This is a genomic window from Polyangiaceae bacterium (genome assembly GCA_020633235.1).
Taxonomy (GTDB): Bacteria; Myxococcota_A; Polyangia; order Polyangiales; family Polyangiaceae; genus JACKEA01.
Genome location: JACKEA010000002.1, coordinates 1,147,768 through 1,161,109, shown reverse-complemented (window position 1 = coordinate 1,161,109; position 13,342 = coordinate 1,147,768). Strand labels below are relative to the sequence as shown.

Annotated in this window: 14 protein-coding genes; 10 read left to right on the top strand and 4 right to left on the bottom strand. The window is 66.4% G+C overall.

What is annotated here, in order from left to right:
• Positions 1-342 precede the first annotated feature (342 nt).
• Positions 343-552 (bottom strand): hypothetical protein, encoded by a 210-nt coding sequence (locus H6717_15695; protein MCB9578468.1) that lies wholly within the window; start codon positions 550-552, stop codon positions 343-345.
• An 866-nt stretch (positions 553-1,418) separates the two neighbouring features.
• Here H6717_15695 and H6717_15690 point away from each other — a divergent pair.
• The 3 genes from H6717_15690 (at position 1,419) to H6717_15680 (ending at position 2,617) form a co-directional block, all read left to right on the top strand.
• Positions 1,419-1,574, top strand: coding sequence for a hypothetical protein (locus tag H6717_15690; protein MCB9578467.1), 156 nt, complete (start codon positions 1,419-1,421; stop codon positions 1,572-1,574).
• Between the two features lie 194 nt (positions 1,575-1,768).
• A complete protein-coding gene (locus H6717_15685) occupies positions 1,769-1,924 on the top strand; it encodes a hypothetical protein (protein MCB9578466.1) in 156 nt (51 codons plus the stop codon).
• 216 nt (positions 1,925-2,140) lie between these two features.
• Entirely contained in the window at positions 2,141-2,617 is a 477-nt protein-coding gene (locus H6717_15680; protein MCB9578465.1) for a DUF1801 domain-containing protein, read from the top strand.
• A 184-nt stretch (positions 2,618-2,801) separates the two neighbouring features.
• Here H6717_15680 and H6717_15675 read toward each other — a convergent pair whose 3' ends face one another.
• Positions 2,802-3,929 (bottom strand): SUMF1/EgtB/PvdO family nonheme iron enzyme, encoded by a 1,128-nt coding sequence (locus tag H6717_15675; protein MCB9578464.1) that lies wholly within the window; start codon positions 3,927-3,929, stop codon positions 2,802-2,804.
• Between the two features lie 273 nt (positions 3,930-4,202).
• Between H6717_15675 and H6717_15670 the strand changes: the two genes are divergently transcribed.
• The 3 genes from H6717_15670 to H6717_15660 all read left to right on the top strand — a co-directional run bounded on the left by H6717_15670 (position 4,203) and on the right by H6717_15660 (position 7,687).
• A complete protein-coding gene (locus tag H6717_15670; protein ID MCB9578463.1) occupies positions 4,203-4,877 on the top strand; it encodes a hypothetical protein in 675 nt (224 codons plus the stop codon).
• A 3-nt stretch (positions 4,878-4,880) separates the two neighbouring features.
• Positions 4,881-6,140: a c-type cytochrome gene (locus H6717_15665; protein ID MCB9578462.1), complete on the top strand. Its 1,260-nt coding sequence runs from the start codon at positions 4,881-4,883 to the stop codon at positions 6,138-6,140.
• A 119-nt stretch (positions 6,141-6,259) separates the two neighbouring features.
• Positions 6,260-7,687, top strand: coding sequence for an ATP-binding protein (locus tag H6717_15660; protein ID MCB9578461.1), 1,428 nt, complete (start codon positions 6,260-6,262; stop codon positions 7,685-7,687).
• 24 nt (positions 7,688-7,711) lie between these two features.
• On the opposite strand, the gene H6717_15655 is transcribed toward H6717_15660, so the two are convergent.
• Together H6717_15655 and H6717_15650 are read right to left on the bottom strand one after the other, a co-directional pair.
• The gene (locus H6717_15655) at positions 7,712-7,957 is read right to left on the bottom strand and encodes a hypothetical protein (protein MCB9578460.1); all 246 of its coding nucleotides are present in this window, start codon (positions 7,955-7,957) and stop codon (positions 7,712-7,714) included.
• A 338-nt stretch (positions 7,958-8,295) separates the two neighbouring features.
• Complete coding sequence (locus H6717_15650) at positions 8,296-9,237, bottom strand: SUMF1/EgtB/PvdO family nonheme iron enzyme (GenBank protein ID MCB9578459.1); 942 nt, start codon at positions 9,235-9,237, stop codon at positions 8,296-8,298.
• A 130-nt stretch (positions 9,238-9,367) separates the two neighbouring features.
• On the opposite strand from H6717_15650, the gene H6717_15645 reads away from it, so the two are divergent.
• The 4 genes from H6717_15645 to H6717_15630 all read left to right on the top strand — a co-directional run bounded on the left by H6717_15645 (position 9,368) and on the right by H6717_15630 (position 13,302).
• Entirely contained in the window at positions 9,368-11,110 is a 1,743-nt protein-coding gene (locus H6717_15645) for an acyl-CoA dehydrogenase family protein (protein MCB9578458.1), read from the top strand.
• 112 nt (positions 11,111-11,222) lie between these two features.
• Complete coding sequence (locus H6717_15640; protein MCB9578457.1) at positions 11,223-12,233, top strand: hypothetical protein; 1,011 nt, start codon at positions 11,223-11,225, stop codon at positions 12,231-12,233.
• Positions 12,234-12,333: 100 nt separating this feature from the next.
• Positions 12,334-12,819, top strand: coding sequence for a hypothetical protein (locus H6717_15635; protein MCB9578456.1), 486 nt, complete (start codon positions 12,334-12,336; stop codon positions 12,817-12,819).
• 171 nt (positions 12,820-12,990) lie between these two features.
• Positions 12,991-13,302 carry a hypothetical protein gene (locus tag H6717_15630; GenBank protein ID MCB9578455.1) on the top strand — a complete coding sequence of 104 codons (312 nt, stop codon included), beginning with the start codon at positions 12,991-12,993 and terminating at the stop codon, positions 13,300-13,302.
• Positions 13,303-13,342: the final 40 nt, after the last annotated feature.

Sequence of the window (13,342 nt, the reverse complement as noted above, 5' to 3'; positions counted from 1 at the left end):
CGCTTCCGCCCGCACCCCTTCGAACAGCGACGCCCCGCCCGCACCCCTTGCGAACAGCGACGCCCCGCCCGCACCCTCATCGCATGGGTGTTGGTCCGGCGCGAATCCCGTCCCGGACGCCACCAAGTCCGTCCCAAACGTTGCGGCCGCACCCACGTCCGCGTCCTCTGCGACGACGCTCTGCGTCGGAGCCAGCGACGGCGGCCGCAACGGATCCGGTGACGGCACCCGCAAGGGAGCTCTGCGTCCGAGTCAGTGACGGCGCCCGCGCCGGATCCGGTGACGGCCCCCGCGCCGGAGTCCGTCGCCCAATGTAGGGCAACTATTCGCTCAGATTCGTGATCATTCGCAGGGCATGGTCGACCATGTCTCCGGAATGATCACTCTGGTGAGCATTTTCCCGAGGCACTCCGAAGGGCGGTGCGGCGGGCAGCCGGCGTAGGCGATCCATGAGAGCCAGCTGACATGGTGACGAACGCGCTCGTCATTCTCGGTCTCGTCGGCATTCTGGCGGGTGGCGTTGCTGCGCGTGCCGTTCGGCTCCACATCCACCGAGCCAGCCTGCGCTGGTGGCGAGTCCAACGCGTCCCGATCCTGGTAGGCGCAATCTGCGCTGCGATTCTCTCGGGAGCGACCTACTCGATGAACGCCTCGACTCGCATAGTCGGCATCCCATTTCCCGCGGCGGCGTTCGAGAAGCACGGCGACGTTTGGATGGACTTCGTCGGTGCAATGACCCTCCCATTGCTCCTGGCCAACGCCGCATTCTTCCTGCTCATGCCGCAGATACCGGTTCTATTGTGGCTTCGTACCCGAGCGCGACGAGAAGCTCGCCAGAAGAACCTTCACACCTGAAGACAGATCTCCCGATTTCTGCGTGAGAATCATCACTCCTGGCGGCGTGCTATTTTCTCGCGGTGCGCGGTCCGTATCGCCAGCCTCCGCCCCGACGCTCGATGCTGACCGAGTTTTCTCACGCGGCACAGTGCACGCGTCGCGCCCACCACGTCGTGCTCGCGCTCGCTGCAACCCTCGGAGCGGCGTGTTTCGGCGCGCTCCCAGCGGTGGTCGTGGGCACGCTGGTGCTCGCGGCCTTCCTGGCTCCCCGTATCCAGTGGTCGGGCCAGCTCGAGCCGAAGCCGATCGACCGCGCTTTGCCTCAGAAAGATTCCAAGCTGCCCCGCGCTCGCGCCCGTACTCGTGACCTTCTCTTGCGTCTCCAGCAACAGCGCGTTCGGAGTCGTTCCGGCGTGTCTCGGACGGTCGAGTCCCCGACGCGCGTGACTCGCACGCAAACAACCTGCCGAAGGGCTTCGAGCACATCGTGGACGACGAGCCCGACTACGGCAGGGTTCCTGCATGGGCGGGTCGCGCCGTGCGACGCTGGGCAGCTCATCGTCTACTGTCGCAGTCCGGCCTTGGCCGCGTCCGGCCCCCAGCTCGACCAGTTTTTCACCGGCGTCCAGCAACTGCCCGTCCCCATCGAAGAAGTCGCGCTGGTCATCAGCGACAACGCCGACATCTACGGCACGCCCCGCGACCTGCTCGACCGTGCCGACTCCCTCGGCCAGTAGTGGAACAGCGCGCCAACCCAGACGCCACGAAGGAACCGGTCGCCCGCCATGTCCACTCCGCCGTTCGACCCTCGCGCTCGACTCCGATTCGGCGATGACCTCGTCCGCGAACATCGCTACGCCGAGGCGATCAGCGTCTACCAGACGGTTGCGTCGTACTACCTGGATCAGGTTTCGCCCTCCGAGCCGTCGCCGTGGCGAGGCAAGCCGTCGACATCGCCGACATCGATCCGAACGCGCTCCTCTCCGCTGCCCGGCCTGCCTTGCTCTTGCTCGTGGACGGCCATTGCGCGCTCGGTCTCGAAGGCGAGGCGCACCGCGTCGCAGCGCGGTTGCGTGAGCTCCAGTAGCTGTGGGGCAGCCGCTCGAGCGCAAACAGCCTTCGATGGACTGGTACGCCGCGACGCTCTCGCCGTTGGGCGAACAGTACTGGCCCGGCAGATCGAAGCCCTTCTGGTTTCTGTCGGTCCGCCGCGGAACCGCGATGCCGGCCGTCGCGGGTCAGCGCTCGGCCCTAACGCCAGTTCCGACTACGCTACCAGCGAGCACCACCCCGAGTGATGGCCATGGCGACCAAGTCGAAGAAGAAGACGGCGTCCAAGAAGACCGCGTCCAAGAAGACGGCGGCGAAGCGCGGGGCGAGGCCGAAGCTGCTGGCCGGTGGCAATCCGCAGATTGCGAAGGGTGACGGCGCGGCCCCCGTGCGCGCGTACATCGCCGCCATCCCCGGCTGGAAGCGCGGCGTGGGCGAGCGCATCGATCGCCTCGTCACGCGAGCGGTTCCCAAGGCGAAGAAGGCGGTGAAGTGGAACTCACCGTTCTATGGCGTCGAAGGGCAGGGGTGGTTCCTGAGCTTCCACTGCTTCACGAAGTACGTGAAGGTCACTTTCTTCAACGGAGCGTCTCTCAGCCCGCTGCCTCCGGGAAAGTCCAGCCAGGCGAAGGTGCGCTACCTGGACGTCCACGAAGACGACGCGCTCGACGAAAAGCTCGTGACGAGCTGGATCCGTCAGGCCGCCGCGCTGCCGGGATGGACGCCGTAGAGCGGTCGCCGCCATGGATTCGGCGCTTCAGCTCCGGCGCGAGCCCCGTCCTGGGAAGCTCCGCATCGGACTTGAACGCGGCACATGTCCGCGTGGGCCTGATGTGCGGCGATGGTGACGCGCAGGGCGAGCGCGAGGTACCGCGCTGCAGCGACACCAATGAAATGCGGGGGAAGGGGCGGGGTCAGTCGTTCTTGTGCAGGATGCGGTTCTTCGGATCCGGCTCTTTGGCGTCGGGGCCCAGGGTGGTGCCGCACATGGTCTTGCAGCGGATGTCCTTCGCGCCGCAGCTGCACTTGCCTTCCTTCTTGAGCTCGAGCTTCTGCTTCATCTCTTCTCGAGTGAAGCCAGCCAACCGCTCGACGCGATCGAAGTCCCACTTTTTCTCGCGCTCGTGAGGCGTGCGCGGATCGGTGACCTTGCCGTCGGGCTCGGCGCAGCAGCGGAAGCCCAGGAAGTAGTAATAGAAGCCCTCGTCGTGGGTGTAGATCTTGGGGCGGCACTGGTTGCGGACGCCCTCGTACCAGGGGCCGCCCGTGTGCACGCTGCTGTACTTGCCCTTCCAGTTGCTGGTGGGCTGCTCGTTGGCCACGACCTCGTCGTTGTTACCGGGCAAGTCATGGACGCCGAAATCGCTGACGCAGTCCTTTTGGCTGCCGCTGCGCTCGCCCTGCCACAGGCGCGCCAGCTCCTTGGGGTCGCGCTGGGCCACCTTCTTCATGTCCGGATGGTCCCAGGGGCGGTCGCCGTTGCACTTGTTGGGGTCCCGCTCGTAGCCGTAGGGGAACGGCTTCATCTCGGGGCCCTCACAGGCGAAGGTCCACTCCGACTCCGTGCACATGCGCTTGCCGACCGTCGCGCACTTGACCTGCGCTTGGTAGAAGTTGTTCATCACCTCCGGCCGCTCGCCCTTCTTGTTGGGCCAGGAGTAGGTGTCGATGCAGAAGCGCTTCTTCACACGCTTGCCGATGCAGGTGCTGTGCGGCTCGAACTTCTCGCACACCGTCTTCTTGTTCCACTTCGCGTACCAGCTCGCGTCGCACTTCTGCTCGACGCGGGTGCAGTAGTCGCCTTCCACCAGGATCATGCCTTCGGGGCAGGAGCTGGGCCCCTCGGCGGCGTCGCTTCCGGCGTCGGCGCTCGACACCGCGGGCGGAGCGGCGTCCGCTTCCGGCGTGGCGCCCGCGTCCGGCGCGAAGACCTGGGGCGGGGGCGCCGTGGGCGGCGGGGGAGTGGGCGCTTCGGGCTCGGCCGGCGGCGCAGCGCCGCAGGCGACGGCCAGGGCCAGCGGTACGGACAACAGGGCACGCATGGGCAGCGCTCTTACCACGACCCAATTGTGCCGGGCCACCCGGGTCCAAGCTGGCGGAGCGGGCGCCTGTTACGGCCGCGCATGCCGACATCTTCCCAGCGCGCGTGAAGCGACACGCGGCGTGGGCGGCGGCCCACGCGTGGGCCGGAAAAACACGCATAAACCGCTCACTTTGCCTTGGTCCAAAGCTTGCTGAAACGAAAAGAGAGACGGCGGTGTCACGAACTTCCGGGGCTTCGCGTTGTCGGAGACAGGTCGAGGAGGACAGGGAACATGAACAAGTCGAACATGGGTCGTGGGTTGGTCGCTGGTGTTGCTCTCCTGGGTGCGCTCGCCGCGCTGCCGGGAGAGGCGAGTGCATGTGGTGGCGAGTGGTACCCGGTGATGGAGGTCGATCATCGGCCGATGGGCATCGCCATGGCGGAGAAGCAACTGGAACAAGGCAAGACGCTCGACGCCGCGGCGACCGTCATTCGCGTGATGCCGCACATCAAGGGTCTGAAGGCAGAGCGCTCCACGCTGGTGGCCCGGGCGCAGCGGGTGCTCGCCGTGGCCACGGCGCGTCAGAACGGTGCGCTGCACGTCGGCGCGCAGGTTCCGGATTACGCTCAGGGCAGCTGGCTCGGTCGCACCGCCGACGCTCGCGCCAAGAACCTCGAGTGGTCCATCACGGCCCTCCGCAGCGTGGCCCAGACCAAGAAGGACGACCCGGCGGCCAGCACGGACCTGGCGGAAGCGCTGGCCAAGGTGGACTCGCACAAGGCCGAGGCCCGGGGCATCTTGGAAAAGCTCGCCAAGAAGGACTTGATCGCGTCCCCGGAGGGCTACGCCGTGCTCGCGGATCTGCGGCAAAAGGCCGGTGACGCGAAGGGCCAGAAGCTGGCGCTCCAGCGCTGCGCAGCGATGGCCACCTCTCAGAACGTGTGCCGAACCAGCGCCGATAGCTGAGTCATGAAACGCGCGCTCCCTGTCCTCGCGCTCCTCCTTTCGCTCTTCACCGTGGCGTGCTCCCAAAAGGAGCCGTCCGGTGGAGAGCGAACGGCGGCTCCGAGCGCGGCGCCCGAAAACGCCGAGCCCGCGCCGGAGGAGAAGCCTTACGTCTCCGGCAACGCGGAGCGGGGCAAGGAGCTGGTCAAGACCTACGAATGCAATCGCTGCCATGAGGGCACGGGCCTCGCCGCCGTGCCCATCGAGCTCGCGTGCTTCGGCTGCCATGTGGACATCGACGCCGGCAAGTTCAAGGGACCGCCGGACAAGATGGCCAAGTGGAAGAAGCACGTGCAGCACGTGATGGACGTGCCGTCGCTGGATGCCGCGGGGAAGCGCTTTCAAGAGCGTTGGCTCGCGGCGTTCTTGCAGAACCCCACGGATTTGCGGCCGCACCTCGCGCCCAGCATGCCGCGCATGAAGATGAGCGACACGGACGCGCGGGACATTGCGGCGTATCTGGCGCGCGACGCCGCGCCGGCACCGGCCGTGGACCTCGCCAAGGCGAACGCCGAAAATGGCCGCAAGCTGCTGGAAACCAAGGGCTGCGGCATGTGCCACGCGCTGAGCGGCGCGCCGGCGCTGCCCATGCAGCCCAACGCCGTCGGCCCTCGGGTGCAGCCCGCCGTGGCGCTGGCGCCGGATCTCGCTCACGTGCGCGAGCGCATCGCCGCGCCGGAGCTCGTGCGCTGGCTCATGAATCCGAAGAGCGTGAAGCCGAACACCTTGATGCCGAGCTTCGACCTCACTCTGGCGGAAGCCGCGGACATCGCCGCCTACCTGCTCACGGCCAAGCTCACGCCCGAAAAGCGCGCCGTGCCCGCGCGCCTGCCGCTGCTCACCCGGCCCGTGACCTTCGACGAGGTGAACGAGCGCGTGCTCAGCAAGACCTGCCGCCACTGTCACGGCAACCCGGACATCGCCGGGGGCGACGGCGGTCCCGGCAGCACCGGCGGCTTCGGCTTCCCCGCGCGCCACCTGGATCTCAGCACCTACACCGGCGTCGCTTCCGGCTGGGTCGGGGAAGACGGCGAGCGCCACAGCATCTTCTCCAACACCAAAGACGGCACGCCGCGCCTACTCGCCGCCCTCTACGCCCGCCAGGCGGAAGAAGCCGGCGTCATCGATCCCGACGTGCGCGGCATGCCCCTCGGAATGCCGGCATTGCCCAGCGAGGACATCCAGCTGCTCGCCACCTGGATCGCCCAGGGCCGCCACCGCTAGCGAGATCTTGTCGGTCCGCCGCGGAACCACGCGACAAACCCGATCCGGTAAATGTCTGATAATATTGCTGAAATTCAAGCGTGTTCCATTAAGCAAAGTCCAGTTGGTCTAATGCGAGGGTGCTGGAAATCGACCGTGACGCCATTGCCCAACGGCTGGCCCTCGACAACCCCTGGTGGCAGAGCGCGGAGGCCCCAGAGTCCCTGGCTGAGTGGCCGCGGAGGGCGTACTTCGCGCCGCTCAGCGAGCTGGTCCGACAGTCCGTTCAGCGCGCGATAGTTCTGCTGGGTGCCCGGCGGGTTGGCAAGACCACGCTGCTTCGCCAGCTCATCTACGACGGAATGCGAAAGGGCGACTTGGGCCCGGTGCTGTACGCGTCCGTGGACGCCCCCACCTACTCGGGTTTGCGGCTGGAGGATCTGCTCGGCCTCTTCGAAGAGCTCACGCCTCACGATCCGCGTGCACGCCGGCTCGTCGTGTTCGACGAGATACAGTATCTGCCGGACTGGGAGCGGCACCTCAAGGACCTCGTCGATACCCATCCGAACACGCGGTTCATCGCGAGCGGCTCCGCAGGCGCCGCCCTGAAGCGCAAGAGCGCGGAGTCGGGTGCGGGCCGGTTCACGGATTTCGAGCTTCCACCACTCACCTTCGCGGAGTTCTTGGACTTTGCGGGGGCGACGGGCGAAGTGCTGGACTCGGCGACGGTACCGACGCAGGTGCGAAACATCGCGCAGCTCAACGAGCACTTCGTGAGCTACGTCAACTTCGGCGGTTACCCGGAAGTCGTTCGAAACGCTGCGATTCGTTCCGACATGGAACGCTTCGTCCGCAACGACATCGTGCAGAAGGTCCTGTTGCAGGACCTGCCGACCCTCTACGGAATCACGAACATCCCGGAGCTGAATCGCCTCTTCACGACCCTTGCCTACAACTCCGGGCAGCTCATCAGTCTCGAGGCACTGGCCGGGAACGCTGGGATCGCCAAGGCAACGATCGCGCGCTACCTGGAGTACCTGGAGGCGGCGTTCTTGATCGTGCGAGTGCGACGCGTCGACGACTCGGCGCGCCGGCTGAAGCGTGAGCGCAACTTCAAGGTGTACTTGTGCAACCCCTCCATGCGCGCTGCCTTGTTCGGCCCGGTCACCAAAGATGAAGACGCGCTGGGCGCCCTCGCGGAGACGGCCCTGGTGACTCAGTATCTCCACGCCCCGCTGTTCAGTGATCTATGCTTCGCGCGTTGGAAGGACGGAGAAGTCGACATCGTTCGTGTAGACCCGACGCGGCAAGAGCCCCTGTGGGCGCTAGAGGTGAAGTGGTCGGACCGCGCGTGCAATTCGGAGAGTGATTGGGCACCGAGCCTCGAGTTTGCGAAGCGCAACGGACTCGATACCGTTTTCATGACCTCACTCACGATCTCGAGAACGAGCGAGCACGGTGGAATCAAACGGGTCGTGATTCCGCTGGCCAAGCTCGCGTACCAGATCGCGCAGCTCTCAGCGAACCAAGAGCTGCTCCGCAGCACGTTCGGCCTGCCCGAAGCTTGAGCCATCGCGCGAAGGGAAAAGCGTTCAGCACTTGCCGGATTCGACGCACTGGATGACGCAGTCGGCTTGCGGCTGGATGCAGGTCGCGGGGCAGGTCATTTGCGGCGAGGTGCAGGCGTCGCCGCACTCCCAGTGATCCGGCTCGCAGCCCTTGGCGCACTCGGTGCAGGTCGTCTTGCAGCGCTGAGCGCAGCCTTCGCACGTCTTCGCGCACTGCTTGATGCAGTCGCAGTCGTCGGCATCTGGGGGGACGCAGACACCGGTATCCACGTCGTTGCAGCGCTCCTGTGCCGTCGGTGAGTCGGGGTCCGTCGGGGCCGACGCGGACGCGCCAGGGCAGCAGCGCTTTCGGGCGCGGCGGCGGGCGCGGGTGCGGGCGCCAGGGGCCGCGCGCGGGCGCCGAGGCCGGCGCGGGCGGCGCGGCTTCCGGCGCCGGACCGGGCGCGCTCTTCGCGCAACCCACGACGGCGACGGCAGCGAGCAGCAGGGCGCGACGAGCGAGCACAGCGAGCATGCCGGCGATGGTGTCTCAGGTGCGCGAGGGTGTCGAGGGCGGCGCGCGACGTGCGTCCGCGACGGGCATCGCGCCGCACCAACAAAGGAATACGTCAGCCTCCGTCGGCGGCGTCCTTGCAGCAGCGGAAGCCCGCTTCGTAGCCGTAGTCGAACTCCTTGTGGAAGGTGACGGTAGGCCGACAGCGATTGCGCACCGGTCCCCACCAGCCACCCTTGAGGCCGCTGCGGTTCGGGTGCTTCTTGCCGGGCAGCTCCACCCACTCGTTCACGTTGCCGTTCATGTCCACCACGCCGGCCCAGGAGACGCAGGTGTTCACGGCACCGATGCGATGGCGCTGGTCGAGGCGATCCATCTCCGCCTTGCACCAATCCGTTTCCATGCACTTGTCGTAGGTGAGCATCTGCCGAGAGTGATCCGGCTGGTGATAGGGCTTGTCGATGTTGCACACCTTCGGGTCGCGATCGTACCCGTTCACCTGGGGCAACATCTCCGGGCCTTCGCACGCGAAGTTGAACTCGTCCTCCGTGCACAGGCGCTTGCCGATCTTGTCGCACATGTCTCGCGCCTGGAGCCAAGAGGTGAGCACGCGGGGCAGCTCGCCCACCTCGTTGGGGTACTCGAAGCGGTCGATGCAGAAGGAGAGGTGCTTGCGTTCCTTCACGAAGCAGCGCGAGGGCTTTTCGTAGTGCAGGCAGCGCTCGCTCACGTTCTTGTCCCCCTTGTGGGCGACGTATTCCGGATGGTGCTCGTCGCACTTCTCGATCACCACGGGGCAATACTCGCCTTCGACTCGGATCATGCCGTCCGGGCAGCCCTCGGTCTTGGCGGGGGGGAACGCGCTCTCCTTGCTGGCGTCCGGAGCGCCCGCGTCCGCTGGGGCACTCGCCACCGGCGCCGCAGCGCTTTCGGTGGGCGGGGGCACGGCGACGCTCGCGCTCTCGGCCGGGGTCGAAGCACTCTTCTTGTCGCAGCCCGCGGCAGCCATGACCAGCAGCGGCAGCACGACTCCGAGGTGACGAGGTCCGAGGGCCATGGGCTTGGGATATATCATCGCGAGAGTGATTGCGTCGTCCGCGAGCGGCTGTTAGCTCAGGTCTGGAAAGAAGCTCGGTCGCGTGGCCGAACCGTCGGCCGGCGCTGCCTCGCCATCCATCGGAGGTCCCATGGTCGACACCAGCATCAGCTTCATGCGCTCCCTGTGCATGGGCGTGATCGAAGAGCAGGTCATCTTCCCGTTCCCGCGGGTGCCGGAAGAGCACAAGGAGACGCTGCACGGGGTGATCGACTCCCTGAAGCAGCTGCTCGCTCCCCGTGAAGAAGATTTTCGCAAGTGGGATCGCGCCGGCGAGATGCCCAAGGACTTCGTGGAGGAGCTCAAGCAGTTCGGGCTCTTCGGCCTGGTGATCCCCGAGGAGTACGGGGGGCTCGGCTTCAAGAGCACGGCCTACGCGCGCACGCTGCAGGAGGTCGCCAAGTACGACGCTTCCGTGGCGGTGACCATCGGCGCCCACAGCTCCATCGGCATGCGCGGTCTGCTCTTGTTCGGGACCGACGAGCAAAAGCAGAAGTACCTGCCCAAGCTCGCCACGGGAGAGATGCTGGCGGCCTTCTGCCTCACGGAGCCCGGTGCCGGCTCGGACGCGGCAGCGCTCAAGACCCGTGCGGTGAAAGAGGGTGACGAGTGGGTGATCACCGGCAACAAGCTGTGGATCACCAACGGCGGCATGGCGGATTTCTTCACGGTGTTCGCCCGCACCGGAGAGGAAGAGGGCAAGACTCACCTCACGGCCTTCATCGTCACCAAGGACATGCCCGGCGTGAGCGTGGGTCCCCACGAGGACAAGATGGGCATTCGCGCCAGCTCCACCACCACGGTGCACTTGGACGGCGTCCGGGTTCCGAACGCCAACATGCTCGGTCCCGTGAACAAGGGCTTCAAGGTCGCCATGCAGATCTTGAACAACGGCCGCACGGGCCTCGGCGGCGGCAGCATCGGCGGCATGAAGAAGCTCATAGAGCTCTCCACCAAGTACGCCAACGAGCGGGAGACCTTCGGCAAGCCCATCCGCGACTACGGCATGATCAAGCTGAAGGTCGGGCAGATGGTGGTGGACTGCTACGCCACGGAGGCCGTGGTGGACATGGTCGCCATGCTCATCGACCAGGGCTACGAGGACTACGCCGTGGAGGCTGCCATCAGCAAGGTGTTCGCCTCCGAGGCGCTGTGGCACGCGACGGACGAGGCGCTACAGATCGCCGGCGGCAACGGCTACATGTGCGAGTACCCCTACGAGCGCATGATGCGCGACGCACGCATCAACCGCATCTTCGAGGGCACCAACGAGATCTTGCGACTGTTCATCGCGCTCACCGCCATGAACGACGTGGGCGGCCAGCTGAAGGAGCTTTCGTCCACCGTGCGTGGCATCTTCGACGACCCGATCAAGGGCTTTGGCGTGCTCAGCCAGTACGCCCTCAAGCACGCCACCCTGGCCACGGGTTTCCCCCGGGCCAAGAGCCGCTTTTCCTTGGTGGACCCGGCGCTCCGGGAGTCCGCCGCGGTGTTCGAAGACGCCACGCGACACCTGGCCGCCGCCGTGGACCGCATCTTGCGCAAACACGGCAAGAACATCATCGGCAAGCAGCTGGCGTCGCGCCGTCTCGCCAACATCATGATCGACCTGTTCGTGCTGGCCTGCGTCCTGAGCCGCGTGAACTCCGCGCTGGCGGAGAAGGGCATGGAAGGCGCCGCCCGGGAGGTGGACATCTTGAAGGTGTTCGCCAACCAGGCTCAGCGCCGCGTGAAGCACGCCTTCGCCCTGATTGACATCAACGACGACGAGCTGATCAAGGGCGTGGCGGACCACGCGTTCGAGAACGAACGCTTCGTGTGGGACAACATCTGACCCGAACCCGGGGCCACGCCGGCGCCGTGAACGGCTGGCGACGCATCGCGATCTCCGCCAGGAATTCAGCGGAGATCGCGTTGGCCCGATTCGTGTATTCACGGCCCCCGCCATGAACAAGCCCTCCCTGCTCCTGCCCGCCGTCTTTCTCGCCTTGCCTCTCGCCTGCGGAGGCAACTCCGACAGCGGCCTCACGGGATCCGGAGGCAGCGGCGGAGCCGCCGGGAGCTCGAGCGGTGGCGCGGCCGGCAGCGCCAGCGGCGGGGCCGCGGGCAGCGGTGGCGCGGCGGGCAGTGCCAGCGGCGGCATGGCCGGGAGCTCCAGCGGCGGTATGGCGGGCAGCTCGACCGGAGGCGCCGCCGGAGCCGGGGGCACCAGCTACACGCTGGACAACGTGTGTCAGACCGTCGCGCCCAAGATCTGCGCTTCGGAGCAGAGCTGCTGTCAATCGAGCGGCTTCGGCTTCAATCAAGCCCAGTGCGAGGCGTACGTGATTGGCGGCTGCCAGCTGGACGTGGCCGAGGTGAAGAACGACACGATGACGTTCGACCCGAGCAACATCGATGCGTGCCTCGCGGCTTACAAGACGGCTTTCGGCAAGTGCAGCCTTGGTGTGAACGACTACATCGAGCTGGTGAAGGCGCTCCACGTCTGCAAGACCTTCTCGGGGAAGGTGCCGCTCGGGGGCAGCTGCACGCGGGACTCGCAGTGCGCGCCGAGCTCGGAGCCGAACACCTTCATCAGCTGCGGCGAGACCAGCCAGAAATGCGAGAAGGCGTCGGTGCTGAGCCCGGGTGCCAACTGCGCGATAGGCGATGGCGTGAGCGCTTTCTGCGACAACGGCCTGTACTGTGACGTCTCCTTCGTCGGGCCGCCGCCGTACGCTGGTCAGTGCAAGACGGCCACCGCCGAGGGCCAGGGGTGCAACGCCCAAAAGGCGATCAACCTGGAGTGCGGGTTGGGCTTCTACTGCAACAAGAGCACCAAGCAGTGCACCAAGGCCAAGGTGGGCGGCGCCGCCTGCGTGGAGGACTCGGAGTGCTTGAGCTTCTCCTGTGCGGCCGGCCATTGTGTGGCCGTGGAGCCCATCGTGGACCAGGCGAGCTGCACCGGAACGCCCTGATCGCGCTGAATTTGCCCCAACCGGGAATGGACGGGCACTTGCCCAGCAGATGACGTAGGCTTACGCCCCGAGGGCTCGAAATGAGCCCGACGGTGAAGGCATGGCGAACGATCCGAGGAAGAACGCACCCGCACAGGATCCCGATGGGATCCCGATGAACAAGACCAAGCCCACGACGATCCTCGTCATCGTCGGGGCCGTGGCCCTCGTGGTGGGTGTCACCGCGTTCTCCATGAGTGGCGGCAAGAAGAAGAAGGCGGACGCGGAAGCAGCGGCGGCCGCGGCGGCCGCTGCCCCCACGGACACGATGACTCCGGAAGAGCGCAAGCTGCACCTGGAGATCACCCGCAAGAGCCTCGAGAAGTTCGAGCAGGTAAAGGCCGCCGAGGAACAGAAGAAGAAGCAGGAAGAGGAAGCCGCCAAGGCCAAGGCCGCAGAAGAAGAAGAGAAGGCCAAGATGGCGGCGGCCCCCGCGGGCGGCGGAGCACCGGTCAAGAAGAAGACCAGCGGCGCTGCCGCCAAGAAGACCGCGTCGGAGCTCGACAACCTGGGGTCCGACATCGCCGGCAAGCTCGGCGGCAAGTAGTTCGCTTCCTTTGTTGGTCCGGCGCGGTACCGTCCCCCTCTGCTGCCTGTCGCCCTCAGGTGTAGTCCGTTGCCCTCGACGCGTGGGCCCGGGGCTACGCCCAGACTCGGAAAATCGCGAGCAAATCCGCGCACTGTGAGGTGGCACGGCGCCTGCAATCACAGGGCAGCGATGCGTCCTCTCCTTGTCAGCCTGACTTTGGCGGTCTTCTTGCTGGTGGGCTTGTCGTCGAGCACGGCCCGGGCGGACCAACAGGCACGGAGCTTGAGCGGCACCACCGCGCTGCTGCTCTTGGACGGCTTCCGAAATCAGCAGGCGAGCACGGTTGCCACGACGGGACGCCCTGCCACGCCGCGTACCCACACGGACGGTGCAGAGCCCGGCAATGAGACACTGAGGCAGGCCGTGGAGCGGATGTGGTCTCAGGTGCGTGCGTACCGCCGGCCGGGTGGTGCGGAAGTCATTGTGCGCGGACGCTTTTGATCTCACCCGATTGCGACCTGCGGGACGCAGCACTAGCTTC

What these genes read in the sequence shown, in the direction of transcription:
- H6717_15680 (MCB9578465.1), top strand. Translation starts at nt 2,141, where the DNA reads ATGGCGACCAAGTCGAAGAAGAAGACGGCGTCCAAGAAGACCGCGTCC.
- H6717_15645 (MCB9578458.1), top strand. Translation starts at nt 9,368, where the DNA reads ATGGTCGACACCAGCATCAGCTTCATGCGCTCCCTGTGCATGGGCGTG.
- H6717_15630 (MCB9578455.1), top strand. Translation starts at nt 12,991, where the DNA reads ATGCGTCCTCTCCTTGTCAGCCTGACTTTGGCGGTCTTCTTGCTGGTG.
- H6717_15665 (MCB9578462.1), top strand. Translation starts at nt 4,881, where the DNA reads ATGAAACGCGCGCTCCCTGTCCTCGCGCTCCTCCTTTCGCTCTTCACC.
- H6717_15670 (MCB9578463.1), top strand. Translation starts at nt 4,203, where the DNA reads ATGAACAAGTCGAACATGGGTCGTGGGTTGGTCGCTGGTGTTGCTCTC.
- H6717_15675 (MCB9578464.1), bottom strand. Translation starts at nt 3,929, where the DNA reads ATGCGTGCCCTGTTGTCCGTACCGCTGGCCCTGGCCGTCGCCTGCGGC.
- H6717_15640 (MCB9578457.1), top strand. Translation starts at nt 11,223, where the DNA reads ATGAACAAGCCCTCCCTGCTCCTGCCCGCCGTCTTTCTCGCCTTGCCT.
- H6717_15650 (MCB9578459.1), bottom strand. Translation starts at nt 9,237, where the DNA reads ATGGCCCTCGGACCTCGTCACCTCGGAGTCGTGCTGCCGCTGCTGGTC.
- H6717_15635 (MCB9578456.1), top strand. Translation starts at nt 12,334, where the DNA reads ATGGCGAACGATCCGAGGAAGAACGCACCCGCACAGGATCCCGATGGG.